Source organism: Brevibacterium mcbrellneri ATCC 49030, assembly GCF_000178455.1.
Lineage (GTDB): Bacteria > Actinomycetota > Actinomycetes > Actinomycetales > Brevibacteriaceae > Brevibacterium > Brevibacterium mcbrellneri.
Genome location: NZ_ADNU01000012.1, coordinates 1 through 16,074, shown reverse-complemented (window position 1 = coordinate 16,074; position 16,074 = coordinate 1). Strand labels below are relative to the sequence as shown.

General features: G+C 58.6%; 19 protein-coding genes and 1 pseudogene. 12 read left to right on the top strand and 8 right to left on the bottom strand.

Annotation, left to right across the window (positions count from 1 at the left end; all coding sequences use genetic code 11):
• Positions 1-53 precede the first annotated feature (53 nt).
• On the top strand, positions 54-1,577 hold the full coding sequence (locus HMPREF0183_RS01485) for an aminopeptidase P family protein (protein ID WP_005882051.1): 1,524 nt from the start codon (positions 54-56) through the stop codon (positions 1,575-1,577).
• Positions 1,561-2,616 (top strand): P1 family peptidase, encoded by a 1,056-nt coding sequence (locus HMPREF0183_RS01480; protein WP_005882049.1) that lies wholly within the window; start codon positions 1,561-1,563, stop codon positions 2,614-2,616. Before HMPREF0183_RS01485 ends, HMPREF0183_RS01480 begins: the two co-directional genes overlap by 17 nt.
• On the opposite strand, the gene HMPREF0183_RS01475 is transcribed toward HMPREF0183_RS01480, so the two are convergent.
• Positions 2,613-3,074, bottom strand: coding sequence for a YflT domain-containing protein (locus tag HMPREF0183_RS01475; RefSeq protein WP_005882046.1), 462 nt, complete (start codon positions 3,072-3,074; stop codon positions 2,613-2,615). The two genes, HMPREF0183_RS01480 and HMPREF0183_RS01475, sit on opposite strands and share 4 nt — an antisense overlap.
• A gap of 99 nt (positions 3,075-3,173) precedes the next feature.
• Between HMPREF0183_RS01475 and HMPREF0183_RS01470 the strand changes: the two genes are divergently transcribed.
• Complete coding sequence (locus HMPREF0183_RS01470; protein ID WP_005882044.1) at positions 3,174-4,271, top strand: Mrp/NBP35 family ATP-binding protein; 1,098 nt, start codon at positions 3,174-3,176, stop codon at positions 4,269-4,271.
• Here the strand turns inward: HMPREF0183_RS01470 and HMPREF0183_RS01465 are convergent.
• Positions 4,268-4,660, bottom strand: coding sequence for a twin-arginine translocase TatA/TatE family subunit (locus HMPREF0183_RS01465; protein ID WP_040347675.1), 393 nt, complete (start codon positions 4,658-4,660; stop codon positions 4,268-4,270). The two genes, HMPREF0183_RS01470 and HMPREF0183_RS01465, sit on opposite strands and share 4 nt — an antisense overlap.
• A 53-nt stretch (positions 4,661-4,713) precedes the next feature.
• Between HMPREF0183_RS01465 and HMPREF0183_RS01460 the strand changes: the two genes are divergently transcribed.
• Positions 4,714-5,346, top strand: coding sequence for an O-methyltransferase (locus tag HMPREF0183_RS01460; RefSeq protein ID WP_005882041.1), 633 nt, complete (start codon positions 4,714-4,716; stop codon positions 5,344-5,346).
• Between the two features lie 59 nt (positions 5,347-5,405).
• Here the strand turns inward: HMPREF0183_RS01460 and HMPREF0183_RS12390 are convergent, their stop codons facing one another.
• Positions 5,406-5,576, bottom strand: coding sequence for a DUF3117 domain-containing protein (locus HMPREF0183_RS12390; protein ID WP_005882039.1), 171 nt, complete (start codon positions 5,574-5,576; stop codon positions 5,406-5,408).
• A 132-nt stretch (positions 5,577-5,708) separates the two neighbouring features.
• Between HMPREF0183_RS12390 and HMPREF0183_RS01455 the strand changes: the two genes are divergently transcribed.
• On the top strand, positions 5,709-6,338 hold the full coding sequence (locus tag HMPREF0183_RS01455; RefSeq protein WP_040347658.1) for a TetR/AcrR family transcriptional regulator: 630 nt from the start codon (positions 5,709-5,711) through the stop codon (positions 6,336-6,338).
• A gap of 68 nt (positions 6,339-6,406) precedes the next feature.
• Positions 6,407-8,188 (top strand): oleate hydratase, encoded by a 1,782-nt coding sequence (locus HMPREF0183_RS01450; protein ID WP_040347657.1) that lies wholly within the window; start codon positions 6,407-6,409, stop codon positions 8,186-8,188.
• Between the two features lie 95 nt (positions 8,189-8,283).
• Here HMPREF0183_RS01450 and HMPREF0183_RS01445 read toward each other — a convergent pair whose 3' ends face one another.
• Genes HMPREF0183_RS01445 through dapE form a run of 4 tightly spaced genes read right to left on the bottom strand, consistent with a single transcriptional unit; the run spans position 8,284 to position 11,640 of the window.
• Complete coding sequence (locus HMPREF0183_RS01445; protein ID WP_005882034.1) at positions 8,284-9,450, bottom strand: hypothetical protein; 1,167 nt, start codon at positions 9,448-9,450, stop codon at positions 8,284-8,286.
• On the bottom strand, positions 9,447-9,803 hold the full coding sequence (locus HMPREF0183_RS01440) for a hypothetical protein (protein ID WP_005882032.1): 357 nt from the start codon (positions 9,801-9,803) through the stop codon (positions 9,447-9,449). The genes HMPREF0183_RS01445 and HMPREF0183_RS01440 overlap by 4 nt, the downstream gene beginning before the upstream one ends.
• A 2-nt stretch (positions 9,804-9,805) precedes the next feature.
• Positions 9,806-10,552 (bottom strand): LOG family protein, encoded by a 747-nt coding sequence (locus HMPREF0183_RS01435; RefSeq protein WP_005882030.1) that lies wholly within the window; start codon positions 10,550-10,552, stop codon positions 9,806-9,808.
• A complete protein-coding gene (gene dapE / locus HMPREF0183_RS01430) occupies positions 10,549-11,640 on the bottom strand; it encodes a succinyl-diaminopimelate desuccinylase (protein ID WP_005882029.1) in 1,092 nt (363 codons plus the stop codon). Before dapE ends, HMPREF0183_RS01435 begins: the two co-directional genes overlap by 4 nt.
• A gap of 51 nt (positions 11,641-11,691) precedes the next feature.
• Between dapE and dapD the strand changes: the two genes are divergently transcribed.
• A complete protein-coding gene (dapD, locus tag HMPREF0183_RS01425; RefSeq protein ID WP_005882027.1) occupies positions 11,692-12,624 on the top strand; it encodes a 2,3,4,5-tetrahydropyridine-2,6-dicarboxylate N-succinyltransferase in 933 nt (310 codons plus the stop codon).
• Here dapD and HMPREF0183_RS01420 read toward each other — a convergent pair.
• Positions 12,544-13,053: a hypothetical protein gene (locus tag HMPREF0183_RS01420; RefSeq protein ID WP_005882026.1), complete on the bottom strand. Its 510-nt coding sequence runs from the start codon at positions 13,051-13,053 to the stop codon at positions 12,544-12,546. The genes dapD and HMPREF0183_RS01420 overlap by 81 nt on opposite strands.
• 652 nt (positions 13,054-13,705) lie before the next feature.
• On the opposite strand from HMPREF0183_RS01420, the gene HMPREF0183_RS01410 reads away from it, so the two are divergent.
• From HMPREF0183_RS01410 to HMPREF0183_RS13020, 5 genes and pseudogenes are all read left to right on the top strand, one after another.
• Entirely contained in the window at positions 13,706-14,209 is a 504-nt protein-coding gene (locus HMPREF0183_RS01410; protein WP_005882023.1) for a DUF4192 family protein, read from the top strand.
• Positions 14,210-14,307: 98 nt separating this feature from the next.
• Positions 14,308-14,616, top strand: a complete 309-nt coding sequence (locus HMPREF0183_RS01405) for an ArsR/SmtB family transcription factor (RefSeq protein WP_005882021.1) — start codon at positions 14,308-14,310, stop codon at positions 14,614-14,616.
• Positions 14,613-14,834 (top strand): hypothetical protein, encoded by a 222-nt coding sequence (locus tag HMPREF0183_RS01400; RefSeq protein WP_005882019.1) that lies wholly within the window; start codon positions 14,613-14,615, stop codon positions 14,832-14,834. Before HMPREF0183_RS01405 ends, HMPREF0183_RS01400 begins: the two co-directional genes overlap by 4 nt.
• Positions 14,835-15,427: 593 nt before the next feature.
• Positions 15,428-15,688 (top strand): hypothetical protein, encoded by a 261-nt coding sequence (locus HMPREF0183_RS12720; RefSeq protein WP_040347655.1) that lies wholly within the window; start codon positions 15,428-15,430, stop codon positions 15,686-15,688.
• A gap of 43 nt (positions 15,689-15,731) precedes the next feature.
• Positions 15,732-16,074, top strand: a pseudogene (locus HMPREF0183_RS13020) (HNH endonuclease signature motif containing protein); the annotation flags it as partial.

The following is a 16,074-nucleotide window of genomic DNA, read 5'->3' as shown; positions in this document are numbered from 1 at the left end:
AGCACTTATACGGTCTTAGTGCCTCATGAGGGCTTAGTGCATAGACTGGCCGTATGACAAAAGATACCGCTTCTTCGACCGCATCTAACGACCAGCCTTTGTCAGACCGCGTCAACAACCGTTCGCGCAGGCCAGCAACCAAGGCGTTTCGCGAATTTGTTGCAAGCGGGTGGGACCGCACACCTGTTCCCGCACAACCCATGGAAGTTGCCCCGTACGCGCTTCAACGTCGCGAAGCCTTGTCTCGGGCCTTCCCAGGGGAACGCCTTGTCATCCCGGCAGGCGGTTTGAAAGTCCGTTCCAACGACACCGACTACCGGTTCCGCGCTCACTCAGCATTCGTCCACATGACCGGTCTGGAAATGGACTCAGAACCAGATTCAGTCTTGGTTTTTGAACCTACAGAAAACGGCCACGACGTCACGTTCTACTTCCGTCCCCGTGCTGGCGCGGACACCGAGGAATACTTTTCAGACTCCCGCTACGGCGAGTTCTGGGTGGGTCCACGCGAGGACCTTGAGACCATGGCAACCAAAACCGGAATCGCGTGTGACAGCATCGCGGTAGCTTCCGACGCGTTCACCAAAGACCTGGGGTCCATCTCTGTGCGTGTGGTCCGAGGCGCGGACACCACTATCGATGCACAAATCGACCAGGCCAGGGCGCAAGTTGGCGCCGACTCTGATGTGTCGGCGGCCGGTGACGACGAACTCACCCAAACGCTTTCAGAAATGCGACTCATCAAGGACGAATTCGAGATCGGCCAGATTCGCCACGCGGTGGACGTGACCCGCGACGGTTTCGACCATGTCGTGCAGTCCCTCCCCCGCGCCATCGAACATGAGCGCGGTGAACGCGTGATAGAAACGGCATTTGAACTGGCTGCCCGCACCGACGGCAACGGCGTCGGATATGACACGATCGCAGCGTCGGGGAACCACGCGTGCACGCTTCACTGGATTAAGAACACCGGTCAGGTACGCGACGGCGACCTGGTGTTGGTGGATGCGGGCGCTGAAGTAGACACACTGTACACCGCTGACATCACCCGCACGCTCCCAGCTAACGGAACGTTTACAGAGGTCCAGGCCAAGATCTATGACGCTGTCCTCGAAGCTTGTGAGGCTGCGTTCGCTAAAGCTGGCGAACACGTCCAACGCCCGGTGAAGTTCTCCGAGGTCCACGACGCTGCCATGCACGTGATTGCCCACAAGCTCGAAGAGTTCGGTGTGCTCCCGGTTTCGGCTGAAGAGTCTTTGGGCCCAGAAGGTCAGCAGCACCGCCGTTGGATGGTGCACGGAACCAGCCACCACTTGGGTCTGGACGTGCACGACTGCGCCCAGGCACGCGCTGAAATGTACACGGACGCCTACCTGGAACCAGGCATGGTGTTCACGATTGAACCCGGCTTGTACTTTAAGGACGAGGACCTGCTGATCCCTGAAGAGTTCCGTGGGATTGGTGTGCGCATTGAGGACGACATTCTGGTGACCGAAGACGGTGTTGAGAACCTGTCAGCGAACTTCCCACGCACGCGTGCCGAAATCGAGGAGTGGATCCGTGGCGCTCGCGGCTGATTTTTCGCTCACCCTGCCCGCTGGTGTGCGGATGGGATGTGCCGAGGTTCCCGGCGGTCTGTCAGGCACCACGGTGTTGTTGCTACCTCCCGGGTCCACTGTGGGGGTTGATTCCCGAGGTGGTGGCCCGGCCACGCACGAAACGAATATTTTGGCGCCCGGCACCCTGGGTTATGGGGCTGACGCCGTGGTACTCACCGGAGGTTCTGCCTTAGGACTCAGTGCCGCCCGAGGTGTCCAAGACACCCTTGCGACATCCTCGATTGGCTGTGAACCCCTCCCCGGGATCCGCGTGCCTATCGTTCCCGCGGCCGCTGTTTTCGACCTCGGCCGAGGTGCCTCCCACACCCCGGACGCGGACACTGGCGCGGCAGCCACACTGGCGGCGCGCAACAGTGAAGGGGCGTGCCGTGGTTCTTTGGGTGCTGGTTTGGGTGCGTGGTCCGGCCGGGGGTTCGCCCGAGGCGGCACAGGCGTTGCGTCCGTGTCCACCTCTGAGGGGTGGCGAGTGACAGCTGTTGTGACGGCCAATCCCATGGGGTCGATTTTTGATGCCCGTGGCCGCTTACACGCTGCGGGTGTCCTTGCGGAATATGGCATTGAGGTGCCTGCCGTGCCCGTTGCGGTACTGAATGAGCAGGTTGAGCGAGCCCGCGCGCTCAACGCTTCAGCTACGAACACTACGATTGCGTGTCTGCTCACGGACGCACCGTTAACGGACGCACAGATCACCCGTGTGGCAGCCACTGCACACGCTGGATTATCACGGGCGATCTACCCGTCGCACACACTGTTTGACGGCGACACGGTGTTCGCTGCGTCCGTTCCAGCCGCAGACGCAGATGCATCGAAGCTCAACGATTACACGTCACCGGCGCTCACGCATGTGGGTGCCGCGGCGGCCGATGCGATGAGTTTGGCGTGTATTGACGCGGTTCTGAGTGCGGGGGCGCAAGAGGATTGGGGCCCGTTGGCTATTCCCGCGGTGCGTCAGTTCGCACCGGAGACGGTGTCCGCGTGGGAGGTGGCCAGAAATTAGCGCTTGCTCAACAGGGCTCGTGCTTCGTTTGCCTGCATGGGGTTGCACAGCAGTTGAAACTCGTTTGCAATCACTTGCGGGCGAGCGATGACCTTGTTCTTACGTCCCATGATTGCGCGGGTGACAATCCCCCACAGCATTCCCAGTCCCACACCAATGATGACGCCTGGCAGCAGGCCACCGGAGCTGAGAGTTTCTTCACCTGAGAAGAAAGACATGAGCAAACCGAACAGCAGACCCAGCCAGGCACCTGTCAGGGCACCTCGACCTGCTGCTTGTGCCCACGACGTGATTCCCATAACCGTCTCCACGATGCGGACGTCGGATCCCACAATCGACAGCGCACGCACGTTAAAACCGTTCTCAGCGAGATACGAGATCGTAGCCTGGGCTTCTTCACGACTACGATAAGTGCCTAAAACTTCGCCAGTGGGCATCACGTTGGGTTGCATGCTCATACTCCCATTATGGTGGTTCTGCCTTGCAGATTAAATCACCCACACCTGAGACACCCGCAGTCAGGCAGTAGAGTTAAAAAGACCTATGAGGAGGTTGTTGTGGTTGACCGCGACGCGGTAATGAAGGCTCTGGGCACCGTCATCGACCCTGAACTTCGCGTGGATATTGTCACGCTGGGAATGGTGGACACCGTCAAAGTAGACTCCGGTCACGTTGAGGTGACTGTTCTGCTCACGATTGCAGGCTGTCCGCTCAAAGACACCATTACACGCGACACTGAACAGGCAGTTTTGGCCGTCGATGGGGTCACCGAGGTGACCGTCCATTTAGGCACCATGACACCCGAACAGCGTGCCGAACTGCGTAACAAACTCAAACGTTCCAACCCGTTTAAGGACAGCCTGACCCGCATTTACGCTGTTGCGTCTGGAAAAGGTGGTGTGGGCAAGTCGTCAGTGACCGCTAACTTGGCTGCGTCCATGGTCCAGCAGGGCCTCAAAGTGGGGGTCATCGACGCTGACATTTACGGGTTTTCGATCCCTGGCATGTTCGGTATCACAGGGCAACCAACCCGGGTTGACGACATGATCCTGCCACGTGTGGCCCACGGCGTGAAGGTCATGAGTATCGGCATGTTCATTGGTGGCAACCAGGCGATTGTGTGGCGTGGCCCCATGTTGCATCGCGCTCTTGAACAGTTCCTCACCGATGTTCATTGGGGTGATCTGGACGTGCTGTTCCTAGACTTGCCGCCCGGAACCGGGGACATTGCGATCTCGGTAGCCCAGCTGCTCCCCCAGTCTGAGCTGCTGGTGGTCACCACGCCTCAACATGCGGCAGCCCAGGTGGCGCAACGGGCGGGTTCGATCGCGGTGCAGACGTCCCAGAAAGTAGCGGGCGTGATTGAAAATATGTCGCACATGATCATGCCCGACGGTTCCACCTTGGACGTGTTTGGTTCCGGAGGCGGCGAAGACGTCGCACAAAACCTCACGGACACGCTGGACTACCCGGTACAAGTTCTGGGGCAGGTGCCCCTAGACCCACCGGTCCGCATAGGTGGTGACGAAGGCACCCCTGCGGTGATTGCGCACCCGGAGTCCGTGGCCTCCAAAGTGTTCAGCCAAATGGCGCATGAACTGTCCCACCGTTCCCGAGGTCTTTCCGGCCGCTCCTTGGGCGTCACCCCGTCTTAAGTGGCTTCAGAATCGAAGGGGGCCGGTTTGGAACGGTCACGTTTCTTGGCCTGTTCCATGTAGCGTTCGATGGGGCCCACCGTGACTGCTGTCTGGGTGGCCGTTTGGCTCTGTTGGCCCTGCTGAATCTGTTGTCCGTCTTCTTCGGCTAGTGCCTCGCGGACAATCCGCCGGGGATCGTACTGGCGTGGATCGAGCTTCTGCCAATCAAGGTCGAATTCGTCGCCAAAGTCTTCGCGGACTGCACGGCGCGCATCCAGGGCTTTCCGGCGAAAGGTTTTAACGAATTCGCCTAACTTTTTTGCGTACTCTGGCATCCGCGATGGCCCCACGACTATCAGGGCCAAGACGATCAGAATGATCATCTCTGTTCCGTTGATGCCAAACATGCCGTCCATTCTATCTACCGTTAAACTTAACCGGAAAAGAACAGGAGGGATGCGTGCGCAATCTGCCAGCCGCTGCACAGTTTGCGGACCGTTTTCACCACAGTGACGCAGTGATTGACGCGGCACGTTCGCTCGCTTCCGAATTCCACTGCGCCCCGCTGGGAGCCACGTCCACCCACGTTCTGTCGATGCTGACACGGCTAGCCCGCCCCACCTCGGCGATTGAAGTGGGAACGGGAACGGGAGTTTCAGCGGTCACTATTCTTTCTGCAATGCCGCCCAGCGGGGTCCTCACCACGATCGACACTGACCCGCAGCGGCAAGCAGTGGTGCCTGAACTTTTTGACGTCGCAGGAATTTCGCGACACCGCGCCCGCATGATCACGGGCCAATCCCAAAACGTCTTGTCGCGATTGGCTGAGAACTCTTATGACCTGGTGTTTTTAGACACGGACCCGCTCAACCACCTCGAAATCTTCCCCATGGCCATGAGTAAACTCCGCGCAGGTGGGTTGATCGTGGTGAACAACGCGATGGCCGCCGGCGCGGTCGCCAACCCGGCAGACCGCTCGGCGACCACCTCGGCGACCCGCAGGATGCTCACGTACGTGTCCGAGGTGCCCAACACCGAACGTGTCCTGCTACCTGTGGATGCAGGATTGTTGGCGCTCATCCGCGCGGACTGAGCGGGCACAAAAAATCCCGCGGAGAACCGCGGGAAATTCTGCCCGTTTACACCTGACGGTTACTGACCCAGCGCTTCGTTCAAGGTTTCAGCCAGGTTCTGTGCTTCTTCCTGACTGACCTCAATGACCAGACGTCCGCCACCTTCGATGGGGAGACGTAGAACCAGGCCACGGCCTTCTTTCGTCACTTCGAGGGGGCCGTCACCGGTGCGTGGCTTCTGAGCTGCCATGAAGAATCCTTTCAATCACGTGTTGTGCTTTTAATTATCCACTATCGGGCATGCTTGTTCCACATTGTGAATTATGACGAACAGAAAAACGGAGTACACTCATTACTGAGTGCAGTCAGAAATGGAGTTTGAATGACTGAACTAACAGTTGGACGACGCGTTCAGAACATGCGAGATAAGCGCGAGCGCATTTTTCGCGCCGCTCACGAACTGTTCACTGAGCGCGGCTTTGACCGAGTCACCACGCAGGAGATTTCCGAGCGTGCAGATGTCGCTACCGGGACACTCTTTCGGTATGCGGCAAGTAAGAGTGAACTGCTCCTCATGGTCTTGAACGAGGAGTTTCGTTCCGCTCTGGAACACGGTGAAGCGGTTGCCCGCAAGACTGAGGGCATATCCGCTCAAGTTCAAGAACTCATCGCCCCCATCATGGCCTTGGCCATCAAACGTGAACCTGACAGTACGGTTTACCAACGTGAACTAATTTTTGGTTCAGATGAACAGCCACACCGTGCAGAAAGCATTGCTCTCATGGCCCGCATGGAAAGCTGTATCGGCGATCTTCTTGAGCGCGCCGCACAAACGCGCAAAATCTCTATCAGCGACAAAGCGCTTCGCGCCGCAAGCGCCGCGATTTTCGGTGCGCTGACTCTTGCCATTGCTCGCCTTTCCGCTCGCACTCACAACCCGGAAGACAGTGTCGAAGACCTGAATCTACAGGTTGAACAGATTGTCACCGGAACTCTTGAGCTGGCGACATAAACGTCGCCGGAAAAATCCTGCATCCTTGACCCGGCCCGCGAGACCAGGTCGTAGCGAAAGGAATGGAAATGGAATACAACAGCGGCAACTACTACGCATTCGCCCGACCTCGCAAGCCCCAAGGAGTCGACGACAAGCGCGCTTGGTTCGTAGGCTCCGGACTGGCTTCACTGGCAGGCGCGGCCTTCCTCGTCCGTGATGGACAGATGGCTGGCAACAAAATCACCATCCTGGAAGAACTCGATCTACCCGGCGGTGCCCTCGACGGCATCAAGAAACCAGAGAAAGGTTTCGTGATCCGAGGCGGACGCGAAATGGAAGATCACTTTGAAACGCTTTGGGACCTTTTCCGTTCCATCCCGTCTCTTGAAATCGAAGGCGCGAGCGTCTTGGATGAGTTCTACTGGCTGAACAAGGACGACCCGAACTACTCGAAACAGCGTGCTACCGTCAACCGAGGTCAAGATGCCCACACCGACGGAAAGTTCACGCTCACTGAGAAAGCGCAAAAAGAACTCATGACGCTCTTCTTCGCAAGTCGCGAAGAAGTCGAGAACAAACGCATCAACGAGGTATTCTCGCAAGACTTCCTCGAGTCCAACTTCTGGCTGTATTGGCGTTCAATGTTTGCGTTTGAGGAATGGCACTCCGCGCTGGAGATGAAACTCTACGTGCACCGTTTCATCCACCACATTGGTGGTCTGCCTGACTTTTCAGCCCTGAAATTCACCAAGTACAACCAGTACGAATCACTCGTGCTTCCACTTGTGGCTTGGCTCAAAGACCAGGGAGTGGTGTTCCAGTACAACACCAAGGTTACTGACGTCGACTTCGACATTGACGCAACCACCGGCCGTAAACAGGCCACTCGGATTCACTGGGAGTCCACTGCCGATGGCGTGGCCAGCGACGGCGTGGACCTCACTGAAGACGATCTGTTGTTCATGACAATCGGATCTCTGACCGAAAACTCCAGCGACGGCGACCACCACACAGCTGCGAAGCTCGACGAAGGCCCCGCCCCCGCATGGGATTTCTGGCGTCGAATCGCCGCAAAGGACCCATCGTTCGGCCGTCCAGACGTATTCGGTGGTCACATCCCCGAAACCAAGTGGGAATCTGCCACCGTCACCACTTCAGACCCGCGCATCCACCAACACATTGAGAAGATCGCCAAGCGCGACCTCTTCACTGGCAAGGTTGTCACCGGTGGGGTCGTCACGGTGAAGGACTCGAGCTGGCTGATGTCGTGGACGGTCAACCGACAGCCTCACTTCAAACAGCAAGCACCAGACGAAGCGGTCATCTGGGTATACGCGCTATTGTCGGATGAGCCAGGTGACTTCACTGGCAAGACCATCCAAGAATCCACAGGTGAAGAGATCACCCAAGAGTGGCTATACCACATCGGTGTTCCCGAAGAAGAAATCAAGGAGCTCGCTGCTACCGGAGCTCAGACTGTCCCAGTGATGATGCCGTATGTGACGGCATTCTTCATGCCACGCCAGGCAGGAGACCGTCCAGATGTGGTTCCCGAAGGGTCCGTCAATTTTGCGTTCATCGGACAGTTCGCGGAATCCAAGGAACGGGACACCATCTTCACGACCGAGTACTCGGTGCGTACCCCTATGGAAGCTGTGTACACACTTCTCGACATTGAACGTCCGGTTCCCGAGGTGTACAACTCCACGTACGACGTGCGCAAGATGCTGTCTGCTCTGAACCACCTACGTGATGGGAAAGAGCTCAAGGTTCCCGGTGGGAAGCTTGGTCACAAGATGCTCATGAAGCGCATCAAAAACACCGAAATCAGCCAGCTACTCGCTGAATACCACATCGTCGAAGAGTGACACCTGCACGGATGGCACTCTGTAACTGACCGCTATCACGCGGTAGAACAACCGTCGCTCGGCTGGGTTGAGGAACCCAGCCGAGCGACGGTTATTTACGGTGGCGAATTGAACGAGCCACCTAAGCTCCACAGCGCGGTCACCCACCAGATTTGCAAGAGCGCCGACGCCACCACAACGACCCACCGCAGAGTCCACGACGATGGTCGCGCAATCACAAGAGCCAGTGGGAACAACGGGAGCAGAAGTCTAAACGTCGAGGTCTGCGGTGTGAAAAACAGCAACAGGTATACGGAGTAGCCCAGGACGAACTGGCGGTTCTCGTGCCCCATCGCTTTTCCGGGTTCAGTAAACAGGATCACTCCGGCCACAACTAAGAGCGCTAGGAACAGGACGATGCCCAGGGGCCCGGCCATGCGGTCCGCCCGATCAATCCACTGGATGAACAAATCTGAGTGCCCGGTCCAGGCGGATTCCGTCGATGTGTAGGCGTCAAACTGGCCAGTTTTCCACCACGCGAACGCGGGGTGCAGCAGGGCAGCGACGCAGCTGAGCACACCCAGGGTCCACGACGTGAAGACTTCGCGTTTGGGATACGGTTCCGGGCCCAGCCAGCGCCATAGCAGGTGAATGAGCATAAAGAAGGAAAAACCCACGCCGATGGGCCGTGTCACGTCCATGAGAACGACCACAGGGATGGCGAGGAGATAGCGCCGCTGGGCGGTGAGCCACAGGGCCACGGCAAGGAAGAGAATTGCCATGGCTTCCGCATAGCCTGCCATGAGGGTTGCGGTCGCGGGGAACACCAGGAAGAATGCGAGCCCAGTGAGCGCTTGAGCAGGGTCAGCGAACTTCCGGAACAGGTACAGAATGACCACGGACGCGGCCCCCGCGCACGCCACCGAGGTGATGACCGCCAGAGTCTTAAACTCCAGTCCGGTTACCGAGCACAGAGCACCCACTAGCCATGGGTATAGCGGGTAGAAGGCCCATGCGTTTTGTGCCACAGAGCCGTCTTCTCTGAGCGGGAGTGGGGCCGGGTACCCGTCTTTCCATATCCGTTCGTACCAGCCGGCGTCCCAGAAGTTGAGGTACTCGATGACGCTGGGCCCGTCGGGGCCATTCCACGGAGTTTCGCCTTGGTGTTGTGCCGCGCTGGCCACAATCGTGAGCGTGAGCAGCCTCGACAAGGCATAGACGACAAGCGCCTGAACCCACACGGGGGTTCGCATCAGGCGGGTGGCCACAGCGTCACGTGTCACTTGTCACGTGCCGTTTTCTTCACGCTGGCGGACGTTGCGCGGGAACTCTTTGACACCTCGGCGGAACCTTTCTTCAACTGCCCGGGCTTCGCTGAGGTGCTGGACTCCCCTGCTGCCCCGGGCTCACCTTCGAGGTCACGAATACGGTCCTGCAACCGCGTGAGATAGGCGTCGACGTCGTTTCGGCTGTACCCGAACATCGCGGGGGCGAAACGGGGATTGTCCTCCGTTTCGTCAAGCTCCGACAGTTGGTCGGTGTTCTGGGTCATGGGTGAGTCGAACAGTCCCATTGAACCTGCGACAGCCACGGCCAGAACGGCAAGCGCGGCGATGATTCCCAGAAGTATCCACATGATTAGTTCACCTTTGAGTGCGGGCCAACCCCGCTCGTCACCGCGGCGACGGCTTCTTCAGCAGTGTCCACCACCGTCACGTAATCGAGGTCGTTGGCGGAAATCGTTTGGTTCGCCAACATCTGTTCACGGATCCACTCGATGAGCCCCGACCAGTACGACTTGCCCACGAGCACGATCGGGAAGGCCAACATTTTCTTGGTCTGCACCATGGTGAGGGCTTCAAACAGCTCATCGAGTGTCCCGAACCCACCGGGAAGCACCACAAAGCCGTGGGAGTATTTCAAGAACACGGTTTTGCGGACGAAGAAGTACCGGAAGTTCATTCCAATTTCCACGTACTGGTTCATGCCCTGCTCGAACGGTAACTCAATACCCAGCCCCACCGAGGTGCCTCCCACCTCGGTGGCCCCACGGTTACCGGCCTCCATGAGTCCGGGGCCACCTCCCGTGATGACCGCATACCCGGCCTTCGCAATTCCTGCGGCCACGTCGCGTGCGCACTGATACTCCGGCGTTCCCTCACGCAGGCGGGCGGACCCAAACAGCGAGATAGCCGGCCCCAGCTCGGCTAATGAGCTAAAACCTTCGACGAACTCCGCTTGGATGCGCAACACTCGCCATGGGTCTTCGTGGAGCCATGACACCTCCGACTGCGGAGCTAGGAGTCGCTGATCTGTTGTGGTGGTTGGGACGTGGCGCCCTTTGAAGTACATGGGCCCCTTGCGGTAAACATTCTGGTCGGTCACGAGTCAGCCTCAAGAAATGCGTGGAGTTTCTCAACAGCCGTGATGATATCGGAAACGGGCACCTGTTCGTCGGCACGGTGAGCGTACAGCGGGTCGCCGGGACCGTAGTTGACTGCTGGAATGCCCAGTTCTGAGAAGCGCGCAACATCGGTCCAGCCCAGTTTGGGTTTGGGCTCTTGCCCGACGGTCTTCACGAACTCAGCGGCCATGTCCTGGTTCAGACCGGGGCGTGCGCCCGGCGACACGTCTGTGACGGTGACGTCGTAGCCGTCGAAGAAGTGGCAGAGGAACTGTTCCGCGTCGTCCACGGTTTTCGACGGTGCGAAACGGTAGTTGACGGTGAGAACACATTCGTCGGGAATGACGTTGGTGGCTACGCCACCGGTGATGCCCACAGCCGAGAGGGATTCGCGGTAGTCCAGCCCGTCAACGGTGATGGTGGGCGCTTCGAAGTCAGCGAGTTGAGCCAGCGCTGGGGCGATCCCGTGGATCGCGTTGACTCCCACGAAGGCGCGTGCTGAGTGGGCGCGCACACCTGTGGAGCGCACTTCCACGCGGATGGTTCCGTTGCACCCGCCTTCGATTCCGGCGTTTGACGGTTCGCCCAGGATGGCGAAGTTGCCGTGGAGCCAGTCTGGGTGATTGCGCGCGACTCGCCCCAGCCCGTTGAGTGAGGCGTCGACTTCTTCGTGGTCATAGAAGACCCAGGTGATGTCGTATGCGGGTTGGCGGAGTGCAGCGGCCACGCACAGCTGCATGGCGACGCCTGACTTCATGTCGCAGGCCCCGCGGCCGTAGATGATGTCGTCACTTTGGGTGGACGGCACGTTGTTTTCAATGGGTACGGTGTCCAGGTGTCCGGCGATGACGATCCGCTGCCCCAGGTTCTGGTGTGTGCGAGCGACGATCGTGTCTCCGTCGCGCAGGAGCTCCAGTTCAACACCTGTGTCGCTGATGTGTTCGACAGCCGCGTACACAGAGTCGGCGATTGGTTTTTCGTTGCCCGACACGGATTCGATGTCAATGAGTTCGCGCGTCAGGGCTACTGGGTCTGCCAAATGTGGGATGAGCCGTGAAACATCAGTCATGTTTGTTAAGCCTACCTGCCTGACTTTCGCGTGGCCGTTAAGGTTGGTGTTATGAGTTCGTATATTTCTGCCACAGGTGTGGCGACCAAGTATCAGGACACGACGCTTGCTGTGTGGTACCCGGCTCCCGTGCTTGAAGACACGGAAGAAAAAGCCCAGAGCGCCGCGGAGGTTGCCGTTCAAGATTTGGACTTGAGTCCTTTGACCGGCACGGACCCCGTCCGAGGTGTGTCTTCCGAGATCGTGACCGTCACCGTTGCGGTGGATGAGGCTCCGCAGGGCGCCGAGGACGCGTACGTGCGCCTACACGCGCTGTCGCACCGGCTGGTTCGCCCTAATGAGGTGAATGTGGATGGCATTTTCGGGCAGTTGGAAAACGTTGTGTGGACGTCCCGAGGTGCTTGCTCGCCTGAGAATTTCGAGGCTACGCGGGTGCGGTTGCAGGCAAGTGGGCCGGTTGCGGTGTACGGGATCGACAAGTTCCCGCGCATGACCGACTTTGTGGTGCCGTCTGGTGTGCGCATTGCCGACGCTGACCGTGTGCGCATGGGTGCGTACCTCTCCCCCGGAACGACTGTCATGCACGAAGGTTTCATCAACTTCAACGCGGGCACCTTGGGTGCTGCGATGGTTGAGGGACGCATTTCGCAGGGCGTCGTCGTGGGTGACGGGTCAGACATTGGTGGTGGGGCTTCCATCATGGGCACCTTGTCAGGTGGTGGAAAGTCCAAGATCACGATTGGCACCAAGTGTCTTTTGGGTGCTAACGCAGGTATTGGGATCTCGCTTGGAGACAACTGCGTTGTCGAAGCCGGCTTGTACGTGACTGCAGGTACCCGCGTCACTCTGGAGGACGGAACCGTCGTGAAGGCATCAGAGCTGTCTGGACAGAGCGATATGCTACTACGCCGAAACTCCGAGTCCGGTATCGTCGAGGCCCTTCCTCGCACCTCGGGAGTTTCTCTCAACCCTGACCTGCACTAAGAAGAACACAGTCGCGGCCAGCTGGAGGATACTCGCGCACACCAGCGCGAAGTACCCTGTAGCTGGCCGTGTTGTTTCCATGCCACCGATTGGTGTGCCGTCGGGTGTTTGGCCGTCCCACATCAAGATTCCGTTGGTCACCACCTCTGCCAAAGTAAGTGTGACTACTAGCAAGAGCAGAGTGCTTGCTGCAGCGAGAATGGCTGGAATAAGGGGCTTTTTATAGGTGAGCGCTACGAGGGTCCCGATAGCAGGGAGAACAAAGAGGGCGATAAGGATCAGGACCGTAAGCGCGTTGATGTCGTCAAGCAGACGCAGTGGGGTGCCTTGCGGTCCCGTCCAGACTGCTAGATGAAACGTGCATGCAATTATTCCGGCTGCGATGGATACGAGCAGACAGCCGATTGCAACCCACTTGGATGTTTTCATTTTTGTTTGTACTCCGCTTCGTGAAGAGTTCGTTGTTTTTACGCTCTCACTTCTGGAGTGTCAGGACGTGTTGGGCGTGTGCTTGTTTAGCTACACGGGGGCTCGGTGACGCTATGTGCGATGGGCGGGTTGCAGGTTCCTGGGTGGCTGGGGGCTTGCGTTCTTGGTTCGTCTTTCACGATCAGAAGGCGCAAAGCGAGCGAAACGGCGCGTTATATTGCATGGTTTCGTTCGCTTTGCGCGGTTTCTTCTGGCGTGGTGCGAACGGCTAGAAGTTCGAACCAGCCTGCCTCGCTCCCCCTAAAGCCGGTGTCGGAGGTTCGATTCCTCTCTGGGGCGCTTGACCGGCTAATACACAGCCTAAAACACGCAAAAGCCGCGACAGTATGCTCAAAAGTATGCTCGTGGCTTAAATTTTTGCCTTTTCGGGCTGAGCACTTCAACCCCAGAACCTGCTGCGTCGGCAGCGCCTGATGCGCCGCAGTAGACCCTGCCGGTGCGCCGCCGACGCCTGTGACGGGAGCGCCGGGGTGGTGCCGACGGCCACCGCGCCAACCGACGATCCCCTCCCACCTCACGCGCCCAAGGCGGCTGCTGCCGCCCCAGGTGCGCGTGTGGACAACAACAGTTCACACGCAAGGAGGCGCCAGTAATGTCCACCCCGTACACCCAGCCAGGCCAGCTCATCGCCAACATCCCCGGCATCTTGGGCTTCTACCCGACGAACTGCGTCGTCGTGGTGACGCTCTGCACGACGCTAAACGACGAGACGAGCTGCGCCATCAACCCGCATGAGGTCGCACTGATCGGACCGGTGCTTCGCGCCGACTTCGACCGCGTCGGTGATCTCGACCGGGCCGTGGCGGCACTCGACGCCCAAGCGTCGATAACCAGCTTGTTCGCCGTCATCATCACCGACGACCCTGACTCTGGGGAGGCATTGCAAGCCCAAGAGCTGCTATTCTGCGCCGCGGGCGCCGATGGCACAGCCCTGGTAGACGCCTGCTGGCATGTCTCGGAAATCGCAACCGGGGCCGCCTACCGACTGCTGTTCGGCACAACAGCGGGCCAGGGCACCCGACCCCATGAGGTCGACCCCTCCCGTACTCGCCGGCGGTGCAGGCCGGCCCGCAGTCCGACCGGCCACCCCGGGTGAGCAGCCAGCGTCTCCGCCAGACCCGGCAGAACTTGCGCACCGCTGACTGTAAGCATATACTTACACCTGACATCGTTCGATTACGATACGGAGGAGTGATGGACGCAGCACGGCTCGCTCAGATGCTCAGTGCTCTCGGAAGTGAGCCTCGGTTGCGAATTATCGCCTCCCTAGAGACGGAGTCGACCCACGTCAGTGAGCTGGCCCGCCGACTCGGGATGTCTCGGCCACTGCTCTACCAGCACCTCAACCGCTTGGAAGCTGCTGGACTCATCGAGAGTGGCCTGGAACAGCTCGGAGAGAGCCGAGTGAGGAAGCACTACTGGGTCGCTCCGTTTCAGCTTGAAGTAACTCCAGACCACATTAGGCACCTGATTAATCAAGAACAGAAAAGGGAATCTTCATGACACTTACCGCTACCGTATTTCTTATCATCCTCGCCGCCGCACTACCACTCGCGATCTTCGTTGTTCTTACCGTCTGGGTGGTACGCACCGTCACCAGCGCACGACGCGAAACGGCGACGGCGATCGATGGTTCAAACCAACTCATCGTGGAGCACCTACGCAACATCACCGAGCGGTTGGATCGGATTGAGGCCCAACTCAGCGAGATCCCCGAGTAATCAGGCTCTTCCGTTTTTAGAATGCATTAACAAGCTCTAGCTCTGCCTGGGGTTGTGGCGGGCCTGTTGCTCTGGGGTTGTGGCGGGGTCTACTGGTGACTTCCCGCTTTATGCGTCAGTGCATACGGCGCGAAGCGAGCGAAACGGCGCATTATATTGCGCAGTTTCGCTCGTTTTGCGCCGTCATGCTCGGATTGTGCGGTTACGTCCGGCGTGGTGCGAACGGCTAGAAGTTTGAACCAGCCTGCCTCACTCCCCTAAAGCAGTAGTGGGGGCCGTGACTCTCACTAGCGAGCTTCGAGCTAACGTCCACAACGAGCTTCGCCGTCTTCTCAACAGCTGAATGCGTTTCACTGAACGCTTGCCGTGCCCGCAGCTAAGCGTTCGCCGTGCCAATGTCTGAGCGCTTGTCGTCTCCTCAACTCAACGCCCGTCGTCGCCATGGTTGAGCGTTCGTTGTCCCCTCAACTGGATGCTTTTGGTTTCTTTGACTGAACACTCGTTCGAGAATAAATCGAAACAAAACGAACAAAACCCTTGACTCTTGCATTCGAACACAAATAGAATGGAAACACGCAAGGAGGTGAAACCGCATGACCACAACAGATCACCATGTACGCAATGACATGTATGACGGGCCGGCTGTTGAACTATTCGAAACAGTCAAAACCACCACGCGCATCATGGACGAAGCACGTGTGAAACAAGCAGAAGCAGTCGCTGCGTTGATTAGCGCCCACGTGACGCCGTTGGATGATTTCACTGACGGCATGCACGCAGTGTTCACCTCCAACCCGGGTACAGGCCCACTGGTTACTAACGGGAAAGCAGGACAAAGCTCCAACGCGGGGTAAGGTTTCACACTCAGCTTCGGGTTCGTCTTCAGTTTTCGGACCGGTGGCTGTTGCTTCTCAGGCAGGCGCTGGGGTTGTTTCTGCGGGTGGTCCGCGCGCCACTGTTGGTGTGGATGATGTGGTGGCGTGTGTGGCTTTGCCTTCGGGTGAGGTGTGCACGGTTGCCAGTGTTGAGCGCGTACCAGACGAGTTACCGACTCCGACTGAGGGCGTGTTAGCGAGAGTGTTGGATTGTACGCGTGCCCAGGTGGTGACCCAGGTGCGGAAGATCATGACGGCTGTGGTGCTCATGCCCAAACTCTGGTCGTTAGCGAAGCAGGGTGTGATCGGGTTTGACCGGGTCCTCTACACGGCTAGCAGGGTTGGTCGTGCTGGGGTGTGTATCC